This window comes from Aminipila butyrica, from assembly GCF_010669305.1.
GTDB classification, from domain to species: domain Bacteria; phylum Bacillota; class Clostridia; order Peptostreptococcales; family Anaerovoracaceae; genus Aminipila; species Aminipila butyrica.
On sequence record NZ_CP048649.1, the window covers coordinates 2757484 to 2775983 of the forward strand.

Annotated in this window: 19 protein-coding genes and 1 other RNA gene; 2 read left to right on the forward strand and 18 right to left on the reverse strand. The window is 45.1% G+C overall.

The window, feature by feature from the left end; all coding sequences use genetic code 11:
* Positions 1-23: 23 nt before the first annotated feature.
* From Ami103574_RS13070 to Ami103574_RS13140, 15 genes are all read right to left on the reverse strand, one after another.
* On the reverse strand, positions 24-1892 hold the full coding sequence (locus Ami103574_RS13070; RefSeq protein WP_163067410.1) for a heavy metal translocating P-type ATPase: 1869 nt from the start codon (positions 1890-1892) through the stop codon (positions 24-26).
* A 286-nt stretch (positions 1893-2178) separates the two neighbouring features.
* Positions 2179-3612: an MFS transporter gene (locus tag Ami103574_RS13075; protein ID WP_246213150.1), complete on the reverse strand. Its 1434-nt coding sequence runs from the start codon at positions 3610-3612 to the stop codon at positions 2179-2181.
* Between the two features lie 205 nt (positions 3613-3817).
* Positions 3818-4141 carry a pyrrolysine--tRNA(Pyl) ligase small subunit gene (pylSn, locus tag Ami103574_RS13080; RefSeq protein ID WP_163067411.1) on the reverse strand — a complete coding sequence of 108 codons (324 nt, stop codon included), beginning with the start codon at positions 4139-4141 and terminating at the stop codon, positions 3818-3820.
* A gap of 195 nt (positions 4142-4336) precedes the next feature.
* Positions 4337-5149 (reverse strand): 3-methylornithyl-N6-L-lysine dehydrogenase PylD, encoded by an 813-nt coding sequence (pylD, locus tag Ami103574_RS13085; protein ID WP_163067412.1) that lies wholly within the window; start codon positions 5147-5149, stop codon positions 4337-4339.
* A 38-nt stretch (positions 5150-5187) separates the two neighbouring features.
* The gene (pylSc, locus tag Ami103574_RS13090) at positions 5188-6030 is read right to left on the reverse strand and encodes a pyrrolysine--tRNA(Pyl) ligase large subunit (protein ID WP_163067413.1); all 843 of its coding nucleotides are present in this window, start codon (positions 6028-6030) and stop codon (positions 5188-5190) included.
* Between the two features lie 64 nt (positions 6031-6094).
* On the reverse strand, positions 6095-7105 hold the full coding sequence (locus Ami103574_RS13095; RefSeq protein ID WP_163067414.1) for a uroporphyrinogen decarboxylase family protein: 1011 nt from the start codon (positions 7103-7105) through the stop codon (positions 6095-6097).
* 433 nt (positions 7106-7538) lie between these two features.
* Positions 7539-7751, reverse strand: a complete 213-nt coding sequence (locus Ami103574_RS13100) for a hypothetical protein (protein WP_163067415.1) — start codon at positions 7749-7751, stop codon at positions 7539-7541.
* 177 nt (positions 7752-7928) lie between these two features.
* Complete coding sequence (locus Ami103574_RS13105) at positions 7929-9527, reverse strand: histidine kinase N-terminal 7TM domain-containing diguanylate cyclase (RefSeq protein ID WP_163067416.1); 1599 nt, start codon at positions 9525-9527, stop codon at positions 7929-7931.
* Between the two features lie 147 nt (positions 9528-9674).
* Positions 9675-10046, reverse strand: a transfer-messenger RNA (tmRNA) gene (ssrA, locus tag Ami103574_RS13110).
* Between the two features lie 16 nt (positions 10047-10062).
* Positions 10063-10302, reverse strand: a complete 240-nt coding sequence (locus tag Ami103574_RS13115; protein WP_163067417.1) for a permease of phosphate ABC transporter — start codon at positions 10300-10302, stop codon at positions 10063-10065.
* Between the two features lie 195 nt (positions 10303-10497).
* On the reverse strand, positions 10498-10791 hold the full coding sequence (locus tag Ami103574_RS13120; protein ID WP_163067418.1) for a hypothetical protein: 294 nt from the start codon (positions 10789-10791) through the stop codon (positions 10498-10500).
* Positions 10792-10814: 23 nt separating this feature from the next.
* A complete protein-coding gene (gene smpB, locus Ami103574_RS13125) occupies positions 10815-11282 on the reverse strand; it encodes an SsrA-binding protein SmpB (RefSeq protein ID WP_163067419.1) in 468 nt (155 codons plus the stop codon).
* Positions 11283-11373: 91 nt separating this feature from the next.
* On the reverse strand, positions 11374-11883 hold the full coding sequence (gene lepB / locus Ami103574_RS13130; protein WP_163067420.1) for a signal peptidase I: 510 nt from the start codon (positions 11881-11883) through the stop codon (positions 11374-11376).
* Positions 11884-11950: 67 nt separating this feature from the next.
* On the reverse strand, positions 11951-12460 hold the full coding sequence (gene lepB, locus Ami103574_RS13135) for a signal peptidase I (RefSeq protein WP_163067421.1): 510 nt from the start codon (positions 12458-12460) through the stop codon (positions 11951-11953).
* Between the two features lie 11 nt (positions 12461-12471).
* Positions 12472-13476 (reverse strand): RluA family pseudouridine synthase, encoded by a 1005-nt coding sequence (locus Ami103574_RS13140; RefSeq protein WP_163067422.1) that lies wholly within the window; start codon positions 13474-13476, stop codon positions 12472-12474.
* A gap of 196 nt (positions 13477-13672) precedes the next feature.
* Between Ami103574_RS13140 and Ami103574_RS13145 the strand changes: the two genes are divergently transcribed.
* The gene (locus Ami103574_RS13145) at positions 13673-14131 is read left to right on the forward strand and encodes an MltG/YceG/YrrL family protein (protein WP_163067423.1); all 459 of its coding nucleotides are present in this window, start codon (positions 13673-13675) and stop codon (positions 14129-14131) included.
* Positions 14132-14219: 88 nt separating this feature from the next.
* On the opposite strand, the gene Ami103574_RS13150 is transcribed toward Ami103574_RS13145, so the two are convergent.
* The gene (locus Ami103574_RS13150; protein WP_163067424.1) at positions 14220-14501 is read right to left on the reverse strand and encodes a hypothetical protein; all 282 of its coding nucleotides are present in this window, start codon (positions 14499-14501) and stop codon (positions 14220-14222) included.
* Positions 14502-14623: 122 nt separating this feature from the next.
* Here Ami103574_RS13150 and Ami103574_RS13155 point away from each other — a divergent pair, with 122 nt between their 5' ends.
* Positions 14624-15061: a hypothetical protein gene (locus Ami103574_RS13155; RefSeq protein ID WP_163067425.1), complete on the forward strand. Its 438-nt coding sequence runs from the start codon at positions 14624-14626 to the stop codon at positions 15059-15061.
* An 80-nt stretch (positions 15062-15141) separates the two neighbouring features.
* Here the strand turns inward: Ami103574_RS13155 and fba are convergent, their stop codons facing one another.
* Positions 15142-16071, reverse strand: a complete 930-nt coding sequence (gene fba / locus Ami103574_RS13160) for a class II fructose-1,6-bisphosphate aldolase (protein WP_163067426.1) — start codon at positions 16069-16071, stop codon at positions 15142-15144.
* Positions 16072-16228: 157 nt separating this feature from the next.
* Positions 16229-18475 (reverse strand): carbohydrate-binding domain-containing protein, encoded by a 2247-nt coding sequence (locus tag Ami103574_RS13165; RefSeq protein ID WP_163067427.1) that lies wholly within the window; start codon positions 18473-18475, stop codon positions 16229-16231.
* Positions 18476-18500: the final 25 nt, after the last annotated feature.

An 18500-nucleotide genomic window follows, 5' to 3' on the forward strand; every position in this document is an offset into this window, starting at 1 on the left:
TGCCATAGCTATAAAGCCCTTCCCTAGTCGAATTTTCTGTCGTACAATAGGGCAGCATTGAGCACTACCAGCACGGAGCCGGCATTGTGCACCAAGGCTCCAGTAATGGGATTCAGCACTCCTGCCACAGATAATATAATGGCAAAGAAGTTGATGACCATAGATAAAGAAATGTTGAACTTAATCGTCCGCAAGGTGGCAGACGATAGTTTTTTCAAATACGGAAGCTTCTGGATATCGTCTCCAATCAGGGCGATATCCGCCGCTTCTACAGCAATATCACTGCCCGCTCCGCCCATAGCTACGCCCACGCTAGCCGTCTTTAGGGCCGGAGCATCGTTGACTCCATCTCCAATCATACAAACCAAATGTCCCTCCTGCTCCAGTTGGGCGATCGCTTGAACTTTACCTTCTGGCAAAAGCTCAGCCTGCACCATCTGAATACCGGCTTTTTCTGCAAAGTAGTGGGCTGTCTGGGCGTGATCGCCAGTGAGCAAAACCACCTGCGTATTCATCTGCTGGAGCTCTCGAACCATGTTAGCGGCCGTTTCTCTCAGGGTATCAGATAAGGAAATAAGGCCTAAGAGCTTTCCATCCCCCGCCACCAGAATAAGGGCCTTGCCCTGTCCGCGGAAAATGTTCAGCTGCTGAATCACATGCTCCGGGATATGTATCTGCTGTTCTTCCAGAAATACTTGAGTTCCGCACAAGAGTTTCCGGCCTTGGGCTTCTGCTTGAATACCTTTCCCAGGAATCATTTGAAATCCACTGGCTGTGGTCAAATTCACCTGTCTTTCTCGGGCATGTTCCAAGATGGCTTTTGCCAAAGGATGCTCAGAATAAGCTTCTGCCGAGGCAGTCAATTGCAGCAACTGCTCTGGTTCTAATTGCTGGTCAAAAGACAGTACCTCCGAAATGGACAAACTTCCTTGGGTCAATGTTCCTGTCTTGTCAAAAGCAATACAGTCCACTTTTCCCATATTCTCCAAGGCCTCACCAGATTTGATAATAACCCCATGCTTCGTTGCCTGACCGATAGCTGCCATAATAGAAGTTGGCGTTGCTAAGGCCAGCGCACAAGGACAAAATACCACTAGAATAGTCACTGCCCGGGTCAAATCCCAGGTAACTAAAAAAGTGACCACCGCAATAGCTAAGGCGATAGGCACCAGCCAGGTAGCCCATTTATCTGCAATACGCTGCATAGGCGCCTGCTTGTTTTCCGCCTCTTGGACCATGCGAATAAGCTTTTGCAGAGAAGAATCCTCTCCCACTTTAGTGGCTTTTATATCAATGGAGCCAAAACAGTTGATGGTGCCGCAAAATACACTGTCCCCCGGCTCTTTATCCACTGGCAGGGATTCCCCCGTCATGATGGATTGATCCACTGAGGTATTGCCCGTCATTATTTCGCCGTCAGCCGGAATGGCCTCTCCCGGCAAAACTCGCAGCATATCCCCCTGCCGAATTTCTTCTGCAAGAATCAACTCTTCCTGTAACTCCGACCCCTGTCGGCTAATCCGCCTTGCTCGGGCAGGAGCCAGGCTAATCAGCTGTTTTAAGCCTTTTTTTGCCCGTTCCACCGTCTTATCCTCTAAAATAGATCCAATAGCCATAATAAAGGCCACCTCCCCAGCCGCAAACAATTCACCAATAGCAATGGAGGCGACCATTGCCACGGAAATCAGCAAGGCGGAGGATATCCACCGCTGAAAAATCAACCGGGTGATGGCTAAATACAAAAGGGGAAAGCCGCAAATGACCACCGTAACCCACGCAGGGTCCAGGGGAAGCCGGTTATGAGTGAGTAGTGCCCCTAAGCTGGCCGCTAAAAAAACAGCTCCTACGATAGTCATCGGAATTCCACTAAAAAATTGATTTATTCTTTGCATATACGTTCCCTCCCGTTTTGTTCCGTTCTCAGAGCTCTATCTGTTCAACCTGCATATAGAAGCTGTTCACTATTAGTAAATACTCTCACAAAATACAATAAGCATATCCCCCTATAGGGGATATGCTTATCTTATCACGTTTATTTTTCTTTGTCAACAAATCCCCCTATGGGGGTTATGCGCACTCGCAATTTGCCTTAGTTATGTTTTTAAATATTTTTAGGAAAACAGGCGCAACTAAAAATGAAACCTGCGGATTCCTAAATTAGCAGCATTGTAAAATACCTTATTGGTCTCGTGCGCACTCCTCTAGGGATTGACCCATAGTCTCCTTACCGAAAACAGCCACCACCAGAGCTACCACTGCGAATACCCCCGTCAAAAGCCCAAAGATATACACATACCCCCGCTCACTCCCATACATCTGATACAACAGCGGAACCACCAGGGGCGCCAGAAAAGCGCCAACCCGACCGAAAGCCGCCGCCCAACCGCTGCCACTGGCCCTGGCCGCAGTCGGATAAACCTCCGGCGTATACGTATACACACAACCCCAAGCCCCCAAGCTGAAAAAATATAACAGGCAGCCATAAGCTAAGACCTGCGAAACGGATTCCGCATGCCCAAACAGCCAGGCGGCCAAAGCCGTACCCGCAAAATAAAGAGACAGCACCTTTTTCCGCCCAATCCGCTCTACCAAAATTGCCGCACTGAAATACCCCGGCAGCTGAGCCAGACACATAATCAGCGTAAACTCAAAGCTCTTGACCAGCGCAAACCCTTGGGCCACCAGCAGCGATGGCGTCCACAGCACAAACCCATAATATCCGAAATTAATCCCAAACCAGATACACCACAGCACCGCCGTCCTCCGTAAATACGGCCTAGACCATAAAGCTCCCAGCGATAATCGGGAAGGATACTCCGCCTGCGGATGAGAGCTGGCATCTTGCCAATCCTGCCGCTCCACGCTTTGCAGCTCCCCTGGAGCACCCTGGAAGCCACCAACAGCTGTCATCATCTGCTGCGCCTGATCCTCCATCATTGCGACCAACTGCTCCGCTTCCTGCTGCCGGCCAGCCGCCTCCAAATACCTTGGTGATTCCGGCACAGCCTTTCTTAGATAGGCTGCAAATAACGCTGGTACAGCTCCTACCCAAAAGGCTACCCGCCAGCCATACACCGGAATCATCAGGTAGGCCACCAGCGCTGCCAAAATCCAGCCCCAGGCCCAAAAACTTTCAAGCAGAATCACATTGCGCCCACGGATATTCTTCGGTGAAAACTCACTGACCAAAGTAGACGCTGCCGGCAGCTCGCCCCCCAGACCAAAACCCGTGCAGAACCGAAGCACCAGCAACATGGGGTAATTGACAGCAAAGCCAGACAGGCCACTGGCTATACCATAGATAATCAGTGTATACATAACCACTGTCCGTCGCCCCCACCGGTCTGCCGCCATCCCAGACAAGGCTGCTCCTAGAATCATTCCCAACATACCAGAACTGCCCAGCATGCCGATTTGTCCGGCATCCAAGCCCCAATCGGCGCCAATGGCTGCCATAACACCAGAAACCATTCCTTGATCCATGGCATCAAACATCCAGCCAATCCCGGTTAAAAATAATATTTTCTTCATCATAGGCGTAGCCGGCAATTGGTCCATTCGCTGGGCCACCGTCTCTTTCCGAACTTGTCCCCCTTTTAGCCGCATTTCCATCTTTAATCTCCCCTTCTAATCCTCCAGTTACCTCTTCTTGCTCACCCAAATCAATATATATTTATATAAATATATATGTGTCTTGTCACATATGACATATTATCATAAAACTGCTTTTCAAGCAAGAAAAATTCCCCTCAATGCAAACTATTTTTATTGTCCAAACAGTTTGTATCAAGAGGAATCCGATGTACTCTTATCTCTTCTACTTGTGAAGTAAGTCGCTGCCATAATGAGAATCAAAAAAAGTCTTTGAATACTTTTCCAGTTTCCATTCCGGGACAGCACACTCTTTGCAGGGCCTTACCGCCCACTTGTTTCTCAGCCATCTGGCAGCTCTGGAATTTCTGGAATTATAAATCTGGAAGGTCTTTCCGCAGTGAGTGGTGACCGTAGCGTATTTTCCTTGGAGTTGAATCTCTTTAATGCCGTGAAGCACGCCGTTCCTGGAGGGCCACAGTTTCATCTTATTCAGCAGCACAAACAGTTCAATGTTTTTTCGATAATATCTTTTTTTGTTATCTGCCATATCCCTGCCTACCCATCCCTTCTTCTATTCTTGACCCAATCCTGACTCCCGCCTTGGGAGCACCAACTGAAATATGTGGAAAACCACAATACACCTGTGGGTTTAGTATGGCGAGGTGCCCGGGAGTCTCACCCGGCTTCATGGATTTAGAGTCCATGTGATCCATACGATCCGCACCCCATATCTGTGGTGAGTTCAGCCAGCAATTATTTGTCCCAGCATGATGGCCGTTCCGATTTCCAGGTTGTCGTGAACCGCCCGATCTTGATAATAACTGCGTGTCTCTTCATCCATGGAGTGGGGCACCCCCGGACTGGCATATAGAAGATCTGGATGAAGAAAGGCCTTCTTCATCCAGCCTCCTTGATTAGTAAAATCCAGCATGTATTGGTATTCTTTCAGCTGACTCGTTTCTGTGAGCTTATGACGGGATACATTTTGTACAGCTTCCATATCAATATCAAACAGATGAAAGTCAACCTTTTCTTTCAGCAATATCTCAGCCGCCTCTTTTCCCACGGCGCCATAACCAATCTGCAAAATCTTCTCCTGATAAATATCTTTTCCTTTTTTATTCATCAAAGCTTTCAAAGCATTGATGAAACCCAAAGCCGTGGCATAATTGTTGTCGGATGCTTTTCCGCTTTTGATATTCAAAGCCAGATATCTGGTATCATCCGCTAAAAAGAATATATCACACCCCTGTTTCGTTCCTTCCCAAATGCCGTCTACATCACTGCATCCCGTAACAAAGGCTTGAAATCCCATGGAGTACACAATGGCCGCCACAGATTGACTAAAAGCGCTAATAATGCCCTCTCCCTGGGTAACAGGCACGATGGCAATCCGATGATTGTTCCTGGCCTTTTCAAACTCTGCCTCTGTCAGATGCCAAGTCTTGCAGGTCAACTCTGCCAGATTCAAGCCAATCTTGTCCTGCAACTGCCGATTATAGTCATCCATTCCATCCAGCATATGCTCAATCCATTCCGTTCTCAATCTGGTCATGGTCCACCTGCTTTCCATCTTCCCGATCAGCCCGTTACTTATATATTTAAGGGCTGCCCATCTATAAAGGCAATGCTCTTTCCATAGCGCTTGATGGTCTTGCTTTGCTCCAGAGCCATAGTCAGCCGTTCAATGCCAAATCCGATACCTACCCAGGTATCAAAAACACCCCATTGACCGTCTAAGAAATGAGGGCCATAGGAACCGGAGGCTACTTCCAGGCCGTTTATCTCGATATCTATAGTGCTCCCATATACGGTGGATTCCTCTACTGCCAATTCATAGTTCTCCTGGGCCACACCCAAAGTCGCCATAGCTGCGTGAGCCAGTCGTTTTAATTCGTCCAGTTGTTCCCCATCCTTCACCAGCGCCAGTTCCACACAGTTCAGCATGGTAAACTCATTCATGTGCTGAGCCCCCTGAGACTCCTTGCGGAAACAAGACCCTAACTCAAAGATTTTTACCGGGCCGTTGGTAATCCGTTTTAATTCCCGCATGACTACATAAAGATTAGGCGCCAACATGGGACGCAGACATTTCTTACTGTCAAGCCAAAAGACTTGCTCGGATAATTTATGGTCTTCACTGATGGACATCTGGGCCAACATCTGCTTACTGATAATGGTCGGCGTCTCTACCCGAGTAAACCCTTCCCCCTTAAGCCAGCCTGCCAGCCTGCTCCCCACGTCTGCCGACTTCGTCACAAGCCGTTTTTGCAGCAGCTCTCGGATATTCTCCCGGCTCTGCTGAACCATATCCCGCTCCAACTGCTGAAAAGCTTGATCCCGTTCAACCGACGTAGGGAATCCTTTGTTCAGCTGATCTGCTGTCCCATTCAACTCGATGATCCGTTCTTTCTGTGTGACCGTGAAATATTCCATGCTTCAAATCCTCTTCCTTGTCCGTTTACGCCTCAACCTCTGCATCCTCATTGCGCATGCCCGATCAGTTATCGTAAAATTCTTCTACTGCTGCAAAGAAGGCCTCAATATTTTCCCATGGGCTGTGAGGCGGAATATCGCAGCCAGATGAAATGATGAAATTCTTATGGCTTCCACAGGCTTTTAATTTATCCAGCGTCTCCTGACGAATGGATTCCGGTGTCCCCATACAAAATTGAGATGCAGGGTCAATATTGCCCATGACAATAATGTCTGCTGGCACTTTGCCCAACACCGTCTCCATATCTACTGCATTGCCAAAGTGATATGCGTTAGCCCCACAAGTCAGAATAGAATCTAGCAGGTGCATAACGCTATTTCCGCAGTTATGATAAACTACTGCGAACTCATCATCCTGCACTGCGTCGATAACCTTTTTAACATAATCTGAGGAAAATTGCTGTATTAGTTTAGGTGATAAAATCCCGGCTAAAGGCTCTGCCATGCAGATACCATTCGCTCCGGCCGCTTTATATGCCTTTGCATACTCAATGATGAATTGAGTGGCCTTATCCAACACCTTATGTACCAGCTCCGGATCCTTTTTACATTTTATAAAAATATCGGTGATATCCATCAGCCGTCCTGTCAGGGAAAAAGGTCCTATACATCCGGCAAGGACTGGCCGGTCTGTAATAAGGGGCATAGTTTGCCGTATCCCTTCTACATAAATTGCCGTTCTCGCAGCTCCTACTTGGGGTACAGAAAGGGCATCGACTTCTTCATGGCTGCTCAACAGCTGCCCAATAATCGTCGGCACTTCATTGCCTACGCATTTCACTTGTGCACCAAAAGCCTCCGCTTCGACAGATAAGTCCATAAAGCTCAAGGCAATCCAAGAATCCACAGAGTCCGCCAGTTTCTTCATTCCTCTGGCTTGCACCTCACTGCTGCTCAGCAATTCGGCTACAGTCATACCCATCTTGCTGGCAATGGGGAATGAAAGAATCGGAATGGGCTTCTTCCGATCTGCCGCCAGCGCTTCCTCAAACCAAATCTTCATATTTCTTTTCATGTTGGGTCCCTCCTCGGACATCTTCTTAATCACGAGTCTCTCCTACTTGCCCTCAGACCCCAGCTACCAGATAGGGTTACATAAATTGCTCAGCCAAGGCCTTTTTCTTTCCGTTCATCTCCACTTATTTGCACCTAAATCTACGCTCCTATTGTAACATTCCTGATATTTTTATTGTAATATTATTATTTGCTTTTCTAGTAATCTTTTTAGGTGCTTCGAGCCTTTTCATCTCCCCATTCCTTTTCCTTATTCTGAAATGACTACTATTTTAAACGAGCAAATAGCTCTATAATTTCTTTTTTTACACGTCTTATAAACACTATTATACCAGGTCTGTAAAATTTTGAGATATTTTTATTTCTTTTCCACGAAAAAAAGAGGACTTTAAAAGTCCTCATAAGCTAAACTGTTTGCGTTTAAGAAATATACTCTATTCTGCACCTTGCTTATCTGCATAGTTTGCAAAAGCTTGTTTTCCCATCTCCGGCAATGCCCTGGAAGGTAAATCACCATAGTCGGTTGTTTCACCTGGATTGGAATCATTTGCAACTTCTTTACCAATGTCCACAAGCGACTTTGAAATCAAATTTCCTACATCTCTTGACTTCATATCCCCTAAGTCTACGTCATTATTTATATTCAAAACAAACACCTCCTTTTGGCATTAGTATAGCCTGTCCCCATATAATTATGTATTTTTCCAATTTTCAATACAGGACAGCTATATGCTATTCCGGTTTTCTTTGCTTTGTATATTGAACATATATCCCCCCTTGGAGCAAAAGGGCTGCTATTTTCTATTCAAATCATCCTCCTGCATTTAAAAAACAACCTTATTTTTTCCGCTGCTTTTCGCTAAGTATAGGTTATTGTCTGCGCTTTTTATTAAATCATCTTTCTTCATATTAGTGGTTGAGCAGTACACTGCACCAACACTAACCGTCAAGTTTCCTCCTGGTTGCTTATCTTGAAATTTAAAATCATACGTCTCTACGGTCTGTCTAATCTTTTCTGCAACCCGTTTAATCTCTTTTTCTGAAGTTTGGCAACAAATAACGGCAAATTCCTCGCCGCCGTATCTATATAAAATATCCGTTGGATGCAAGATTTCTTTAACAATAGTAACAATGGTTTGCAGAAGCTCATCTCCTGCCAAATGCCCATTATTATCGTTATAGGCTTTAAAGGAATCAATATCAAACATAATCAGGCCAAAGTGGTTAACCCGTCTGTCCGAATCCTGACTACAGGCCTGCAATCTATGTACACGATCAATTTCTTGTTGCAGCCTTTCATCAAAAAAGTATCGATTGTATGACTGAGTCAGCCAATCCTTCGTAGCTAAAGCTTGCAGCCTTTCATTAAGCTGCATCACTTTCTTCAGGTTACTTTTATACTCCGTAATATCTTTCTTTAAGATGATAGTTCCTATATGATTGCCACTGCTAAAAATAGGTGTGATCTCCACCATATAATAAATGGTGCACCCACCTACAAACCTGGATATTTCAAAGCTCATCTTTTTTTGTTTATGAACAGCTTCGTCCAAAAATCCTATAAGTTTTGACCCATCATCGTCATCATAATTTTTTCGAATTACCTCGTTTACATCAACTTTTCTGGCAACTCCGACAAAACCATTTAAAAAAGCTTTATTATAATCAATTATTTCAAAGTCTTCATTAACTACTACATAGATGTCCGAAATTAAATCGACAACGGTTTGCAAGGCAACCGGTATTACATTTAAAAAGTCAAACTTTAGCATCGCCAATATAAATAAACTGATGGTGACGGCAAAGACGATGTTTTCTATTGCAGTCGACCAATTAAAGATTTTAAAGGTGCTGACAGCATCAATAATCAAAGAAAGCGTGATTCCTGAAACAATTAGCAGCGGCTGCGTTGAAAAGACCCCATGGTTTTTTATAGAAAACACTCCAAAATAAACCATGCCAGCACCTATACACAGGTAGGAATAAATCGTATGTATCGTAAAATAAATACCATAATCCTGCTCAGAGGGAATCAGGCTAAAGGTTGTATAAAATAAATGATGTGTTTGATTCGTAAACAGCACCACAATAGAAATCATCGGAACAACCAAAAGCAGTCCATGCTTCCAAGTAAATTTTATTTTTGTGTGAGCAAATATTAAACCGCTAAAGAGGACAGAAATAGATACGAGAATGGCACCCAACAAATATAAACGTTCGCTTAGAAGTAACAACCACTTAATATCCTTAAAGGTTAGATATAAAAACACGGCGATGTTCCATATAAGTATGCTCGCTGTCATACTCAAGACAGCATAATGAATTTGTTTTTTTTGCCTTATCTTTGCTACTAATAATAAAAAATATAATACGATTACAATGGATAGAATTAAAAGTATGTAAACGATATTAACATTATCCAAATTTTAACATCCTCCTCATCCGTCAAAAAGGTCATTACCTTTAAAGAGTATAGGGTCTGTTTTTCTTGTCTTCGATGAGATAATTGTCCATAAGCTTTATCCCATTAATAAAAAATTTCCACTACCCAAAAAGGTACTGGAAATTTATGGTGGAGATGAGGAGAGTCGAACTCCTGTCCGAAAGCATTTCCACATGAATTTCTCCGAGCGCAGCCAATGTTTTAAAGCTTCGCCTTTTTAAGCGCCCGTTGGCAGGCTCATAAATTGGCTATCCTATTGTTCCTCTATGCTACTAGGAGCTCACACAGAGTTTTCCCGTATGTCGACGCCGGGTCATGCACCTACGGGTGAATGCAGGCCGACGACGCTACCGCTGTGCGCGGCGCTGAACTATGCAGCTAATGCGTAATTGTTATTATTTTTAGCGTTTATATTTAACGTGCCATTTTTAACGCAGACTTGGCAAACTGCGGCTCGCTTATCAGGCTTCTACACCCCCGTCGAAACCTTTACATCCCCAGGTTTATTGGCCCTGTTAATACATCTTTATCTTTGGATTCTCATCCAAAAATATGGCTACGGCTTTCACTGCCAGTGGAACACAAGTTACTACACACAAAAACTTTGCCGCACACCGCACCGGCTTCTTGGCCTTGCCGGAAACAGATGTGCCTAATACCACACCCATGGAGCACAGACCGACTTTCATCAGTGCCATGTCTTTCCAATCCATCTCGTCCATATACCGATCCGCATAATCCAATACGTCTTTCATCTTCGACCTCAATTCTTTCTCGATCTTACCTATAACGGATACAGATTATTATGCGCTGAGCTATGCTGTTTTATGTGAAAATAGGAATTTTTGATTTTACGCTTTCCTCTTTTTCAAATTGTGTTCTGTTTAAATTATACACCATAAATCACCGAAGGCAACATAAAGTTACAAAAATTGCCTAATCAAATTTTGTTAAAAATATGGTGTTATCTTTTCATCGATTATTTTCAAGATGGCTTCGTAGTCATCCATACATTCCCAATCCCCAGAAATATAGTATTTTACCACGTTGTAAATCTGCTCTTTATAGCCTGCCAGCACATCCTCCTTGGAAGGGCCTTTCGCCTTCATCCGCTCTACATCAGCCTCTGCATATTCGATTTTAATTTTACATCGCTTCTTTTCCTTGCCTTCTGTCACATCCATGACGGCAACATCGCAGTTAGTAGAAAAAGGGGCATCCGGAATAATTTTAATCTTTCTCATAAAAGAACTCGTCTCCTTCTCTCTTAATAGGTTTTCGCATCTCTGCGAACGGCCTGCTGCATCCTGCGATCTGCATCCTTTTTTGCGATGTCTTCCCGCTTATCATAGTTTTTCTTTCCTCTGGCCACAGCCAATTCCATCTTCGCCATCCCCCGGTGATTGAGGTACACATTGAGAGGCACCAGAGTCAGTCCCTTCAAGGTAGTTAGTCCGATAAGCTTGCGGATTTCCTGCTTATGGAGCAGCAGCTTTCTAGGCCTCAGAGGATCCACATTAAAGCGATTTCCCTGCTCATAGGGGCTGATGTGCATACCGTAAATAACCAGCTCACCGTTTTCGATTTTAGCATAGCTCTCCTTAATGTTAATCTTCCCTTTGCGAATAGATTTAATCTCTGTTCCGGTGAGCACCATGCCCGCTTCATATACATCTTCTATGAAGTAATCATGCCTAGCCTTCTTATTATTGGCAATTATCTTTTTTTCTTTCATTTTAGTTTTTTTCACCCCTTTTTATCAGCCAACGAGTCCATCGCCAGGATTTAGCCAATCTAAGCCTTCAAACGGCTTTCATCCCATACAACTAAAAAGTCTGAATCTGATTAAATGGATACAGTCTTACAAAAGCCTTACCCAGTACATCATCAATTTTCACACAGCCTACTTCACTCTGTCTGCTGTCCATGCTGGCAAGTCTATTATCTCCCATGACAAACAGCTCTCCTTCAGGTATTGTTAACCTGTCCACATCCCTGTCTGTATACCCATCTTTTGTATAATCTTCTTCCAAGATTTTATCGTTGATATACACCTCTCCTTCTTTAATCGTGAGAGTTTCCCCAGGTAAGCCAATAACCCGCTTAATAAGCATCTTTTCTTTGCCATTCTCCAGCTTCAGCCCCGTATGAAATACGATAATATCTCCTCTTTCTGGCTTTCCAAAATGATAGGACTGCTTACTTAATAAGATATAGTTATTTTCATACAATGTCGGCTGCATGGATACGTCTTTGACAATGGTCGGTTTTATAAACTGCATAACAATAACGGCTATTATTACTGCTATTAAAATTTCTTTAATGAATCCTTTCATCTCTAATCCCCTGATAAAACAAGTTCAGCTCTCATATTTTTTGAATTTTACAATAGCCGGCCTACTCTTAAAATGTTCTTATTTGGTTAAATGGATACAGCCTTACAAAAGCCTTACCCAGCACGTCATCAATCTTCACGCAGCCCACTTCAGCGACTCTGCTGTCAACGCTCACCAGCCGGTTATCGCCCATAACGAACATTTCGCCTTCTGGTATGACTAGATTCTCAACATCGCCGTCAGTGAAGCCATCCTTTGTGTATTCTTCATCCAGCGGCTCTCCATTAATCGAAACCAGGCCGTCTCTGATGGTAATAGCTTCTCCCGGCAGCCCGATGACCCGCTTAATAAGCATTTTTTCCTTGCCGTTTTCCAGTTTAAGTCCGGTGTGGAATACAATGATATCCCCTCTCTCCGGCTGTCCGAAGCGGTAAGCTTGCTTATTGAGCAAAACATAATTGTTAGCATACAACGTCGGCTCCATGGATGATTCTTTCACGATAGTCGGCTTAATAAATTGCATAATAACCAGTGCAATGACTACTGCAATCAGTATTTCTTTAATAAATCCTTTCATTTCCCGTCCCCCTAATCAAATAATTCCTGTCTTATGTCTTCCAGATTTTTTGGCAGCCTGCCCTCTATGTCTTTCCCTATCATATACTGGAGCGGTTCGTCTGCTTCATGAAAGGATAGCTTGTACGCATGAAGGAATTGTGTTGTCAATCTAAATCGTTTCTCAATCCTCCGGTTCACCGAAGGGTCCCCATATTTGGTATCGCCGATAACCGGATAGCCAGCTCCAGCTAAGTGTGCTCGAATTTGATGAGTTCTGCCTGTCACCAACTCTACCTCAACTAAAGTATACCCATTTTTCCAAATCAGCGGACGGGCGATGGTCTCCATCACCTTTCCACCTTCTTCCTCCATGGGCATGACTCTCACCATATTTTTACGACCGTCTTTCTCCATCTTGTCTTGAAGAATCAGTCCTTCTTTTAACTCCCCAGCTACTATAGTCAAGTAATACTTGCTCACATAGCCCTTTTCTCGAATCATCTTGTTGAGTGTCTGTAAGGAACTGCTGTTTTTGCCAAACATCACCAATCCAGTCGTATTGCGGTCCAGCCGATTGACTGGAGAAGGCACAAAAGTCCGCTCTCGATCTGGTCTGTAGTCGCCTTTTTCAATCAGATAGGAAATCACCTGATTGGCCAGGTGGTTTTTCTTCTCCGTGGAATCTCCGTGTGTCAACAAGCCAAAGGGTTTTTCCGCCACCAGCAACTGCTCATCCTCATAGGCGATATTAAACTGTCGCTTAGCCTTCTGGTCTTTCTTTACAGCTGTCAGGGAAGCCAGGTCTTCCTCGGTCATATACAAACTCAACTCATCGCCCTGGACCAAAACCGTCTCGGCACTTCCCCTCTTGCCGTTGATTTTTATATCCTTGCGTATCAATTTATAAATGTAACTCAAGGAAGCATTCTTTAAGTATTTTTTCAAAAACCTGTCCAGTCTTTGCTTATCTTCATTTTCTGTTATTACCAATTTAATCATGCGTTCGTTATACCATGTCTTTCCATATTCGCCCATTCTCCGCAGTGGTAAGATATGGTTCCATAAACTTTTCCTTGCAGCGAAGCTGTTACAATTAACAAAGTTCATTATAACATAATATTCTTCTAATATACAACGTAAGAAAAATTTAATAAAAAACTATGTTTTTATTCGCTAAAATATGATAAATTATTTGTATATACTGTTTACAGAAAACTTAGGGGGAATTGTTATGAGAAAAATTAAGGATATCTTATATGATACCAGCGATATATTGACCGCTTGTTTTATCGTTCTAGCCGCAAGTCTTGTCATTTGGGCCAGCATTGGAAATATCATGGACTATCCAGCTTTTGTGGCTGCTCAATCTCAAAAAGAGGAAGTCAACACCAACTTTGGCCTGGCCGTTCCCGTGGGAGACGGCACCAGTGGCGGAGCAGTTACTAACGGCGGCACCGGTGGTGACAGTGAATCACCCTACTCCATCTACATCAATTACGGCGAATCGACCAACACCATCGCCCAAAGGTTCGTGGATGTAGGTTTATTTGATTCCGTCAGTCAGTTCAACACACTTTTGACTGAGATGAATGCCGCTTCTCAAATCAAGGCGGGTAACTTCATTATTCCTGCCAATGCGACTCCAGAGGAAGTCATCCAAAAAATTATCACCACCCCATCGGGAAACTAGTTTCACTTGATGACACCAAACTGATTTCAAAAACAATTTTCCCCTTTTGCCTGCACCATCTGCCGGCAAAAGGGGAATTTTTTGCATCTTATTCGTCAAGCATTTTCAGCAATCCATCCAGCTTCTTCCGCTGCTCTGGCGACATCATCGGTCTCAATGATTTAATCATCTCCATCTGCTTGTCAAAAGCCTTTCTGTCCTTTTTCAATACCTGCTTTAATTTAAGTATCTCCTGCAACAGCTGATCGTCACTTTTCCCAGAATAATTTTCTTTCGCTTCCGAAATCATATCGGACGTACTCCGGGGGCTCTTCCCGCCCATGCCGATTTGCCCGGCTAGGTCCTTCAACATTTTGTCATCTATATTCATACACATGCCCTCCATATTTGATATTTTCTCTATACTATATGCACCAACAGCCCAATTATTGCATATTATAAAGCATATCATTTTATGAGCAGAGAGACTGTCTCACCTGGGAGGTACTGTTTATGAATCCTGTGGTCACCTTTGTTCTCTTTCTTCTTTTATATCAGGAGAACAACCATTTTCCAAACCATTTTGATACGTTCCAGCTGGAAAAGGTACTAGACCGGCTTAATCATACGGTCTCTTCCCTGGACCGGATCAACCATCTGAACGAACTGGCTCACGAGCCTCTGGTCAAGGGCAACATTGCCCATACCATCGAAGACTCCATACATACTGCCAAACCTTTATTCCCTGAAGGCCGCCCCCAGCAACACCTGGATACCCTCGAATCCCTTATGGAAAGCTTTAAAAAAATAGGTGGTCTCCAAAAGATGGCTCAGAATCTGGGTCCTATGCTGAGCATGCTGAACAACATGTCTGCCGTCCTTCCAAATGGGGAAGAGGAAGAAGAGGATGTACGTGACTACGGACAGCTTCTAAACGGATTCGACGAATAAGGCAACGAGCAAGCAGGTGGAACAACTCAAAAATGCGCAAAAAGGACTCTCCCTTTGGAGAATCCTCTTTTTGCTGCGTTCTACCGTTGACCGGAAGCGTTCAGTACATTTTTAATTTTGTGCTGCACCATGCGCTGGATAGCATCTCTAGCCGGTGCCAGATATTTTCTCGGGTCAAATTCTTCAGGTGCTTCCACCAAGAACTTCCGCACCTCTGCCGTCATGGCCAGCCGCAGGTCCGTATCGATATTTACCTTGCAGATACCATACTTAGCCGCCGTAGTAATCATCTCCTCCGGTACGCCCTGTGCTCCCGGAATATTGCCGCCATATTCGTTGCACTTGGCAACAAACTCTGGCAGAACCGTGGATGCTCCGTGAAGGACAAGGGGTGTATTCGGAATCAGTTCATGAATCTTTTTCAGCCGTTCAAAATCCAGATACGGTTCCCCCTTAAACTTATAGGCTCCGTGGCTGGTGCCAATGGCGATGGCCAAGGAATCCACCCCGGTCCGCTGTACAAACTCAGCAGCTTCCTCTGGATCGGTAAAAGTAGCAGAACGAACATCCACCTTGATATCGTCTTCTACTCCAGCCAGCTTGCCCAGCTCAGCTTCCACTACCGCACCCTTGCTGTGAGCATATTCCACCACTTGTTTAGTCAGTGCAATGTTTTCTTCAAAATCATGTTTTGATCCATCAATCATCACAGAAGAAAAGCCGTCATCTACACACTTCTTGCAAATCTCAAAATCTTCCCCATGATCCAGGTGCAGAACGATATCTAATCCCGAATCCTCTATAGCAGCCTCTACCAGCTTTAGTAAATAAGCCGGACGAGCATATTTTCTAGCCCCAGCTGATACTTGCAGAATCAGCGGTGCATTTTCTGCTTTGGCCGCATCCACAATCCCCTGTATAATTTCCATATTATTTACATTAAATGCGCCTACTGCATAGTCTTTTGTTAAAGCCTTTGCAAATATCTCTTTTGACGTAATTAAAGCCATCTCATTACCTCCTAAATTATCTTGTAATATGATAACATTATATACCATCTAGTCCTAAATTTACACCATTAATTCATCTGTGTCAAAAGAAAAGCAGCATTTATGCCAGCAGCTCACTGGACAAGCAAAACGGTCAGAGCCCTCCGGGGTCCCACTATTACTGCCCTGTAGTAGTGGCCCCGTTGTTTTCAGGAGCTGTCATGTTCCCTTTTGACGGGTTACCGGGCTGTTGCCCGGGGCTGCCGCCCATTCCTCCTCCGTTGAAGCCTCCGGCCATATCACCGCCAGACAGATTGGTGACGACAGAATCTGACGTAAAACTAGCCAGTTCTGTGCTGCCAGCCATGATCTTGTACGTCTTGCCTGTCTCGATAACAGAGGAGCTGATAACCACATGGGAAAACTCTTTTTCTGGTGTGAACGTCATAACCGTAGTGCCGTCACTGCTCACCAGTTTCACTTCGGTGCCTGCTGCCTGAGTGGTAACGGCAGTGGCTACGGAGTTCAGCGTACTGCCCGAAGAAGGGGCCTGCGCCATACCCGAGGACCCAGTGACCACCAGGGTTCCCCCTGTCACCTCAAATACACCGTCATAATCTAAACCGCCGTTACCGTTGTTGGTGGGCCCGTTTACGGCTACCGTGCCGCCGGTCATGTACCCGGAGCCGTTGATGTCAATGCCGTCTCCATCTGCATCGACATTAATCTTTCCCCCGCTGATATGCAAGGTTGAATTCACAGCCGAGGAGTTGGTGTCCGCCGTTGTCGTCGTGGTTTCGCTTACCGAAGTTTCAGCGGCGGCACTAGTATTTGATGTCTTTGCTGTAGCCCCTGTGGCTGGTTCTGTCATTCCGCCGCTGTTCCCAGCTGCAAATCCGCCGAATCCAGAACTGTCGTTGCCACCGGAAACATTGATGCCGTCATCGCTGGCTACTAAATCAATGTCCCCACCGCTGATATTAATCTGCGCACCTTCCAGGCCTTCGTAGCTGGCGGTAATGCCGATATCACCGCCATAGATGTTGAGAATGCCATCTGCATGAATAGCATCGTCCCCAGAAGCAAGCTGGAAGGTTCCATCTGCTATAGCAATGCCATCATTAGAATGAATGGAATCATCCTGGCTGTCGATGTTGAAGTTTCCGCCCTGAATAGCAATTTTTGTGCCTGCCTTTAAAGCCTTTATGCTCTCACTCTCTTCTGTCGCCGTAGAAGTACTCCCTGTTGATGTCGTTGTTGTGCTGTTATTCCCATTATTTGCATTTGTTTGTTCATTTATCTTACTAGTCTTACTGCCATTGTCCGGCCGAGGTCCGGCTGCGTTCATGGCTGCACTGCTAGTCCGATCAGCAGGTCTGGTCGCTTCCGTTCCATTCGGAGTCTGCATCTGCTGCCGATCTCCACCCTGAAAGTTCTGATTTTCCTTAGCAGACTTACTAGCTGCCGCAGCTCCGTCACCAGTCTTAATGGTGTAATCGCCATCTAAAGTCAGCAGGATGGATTCCGCTTGAATGCCATCGTTGCCGCTGGTGATATCAAAGGTTCCATCTGCAATGGCAATATAGCCCTTAGCGGTGTCCTGAGAATTAGTAGATTTAATACCATCTCCGCCGGCCTTGATGGTCAGGCTGCCGCTGGCGATGGCAACGCTGTCTTTGCCGACAAGGCCATCATCAGCCGCATTGATAACTAAGGTAGCTTCTGCAATTTCCACGTCATCCTTTCCAGCAATTCCGTCTTTATAATTAGCGTTGACCGTAAGCTTTCCGCTGCCGTTTATCCGCAAGTCATCTTTAGAAAAAATAGCGGCTGTGGGCTGAGAGGAAGTCTCTCCGCTTTCGCTGTCGGTGCTGGTCTCGATGTATTCGTAGGTGTAACTGGCTCCGTCTGTCACACTGCTATCAGTTCCTTCCGGCAACGAAATAATCACATTCTTTCCGCTGTTTTTTACATAAATAGGCGCTCCGTCTTTGCTGGTAATCTTAGCATTATTCAGCACCAGCACGACGTTCTCTTCATCGGCTGTATCATCTATGATGATAGCTCCATCGTTCAACGTGCCACTTAGCACGTAAGTGCCTCCTGCGTGAATCAGCAGGTCGCTTCCGCTGACCGTAGCACCAGTGCCCTCAAAGGTGATGCTGTCTCCCTTTAACGTTACCTGTTGATACGTTCCGGCGGTGTAGTCGGAATAAACCTTGACCCCAGCAGCTGCTTGGGTCAGGACTGCCAACTGGGCATCCTTTTCAGAGAGCAAGACCGCGGATGACTTGCTGCTTCCATCTGCTGCTTCCGCCGCTTCTGCGGTCAGCACAGAGATACCAAATCCTGATACAATCATGGTTCCCGCTAGGGCTCCGGCAATAAGTTTCTTTTTACTCTGCTGTACGAGTTCTCTGTTCATGTGGAGTACCTCCTATTGACTCTTT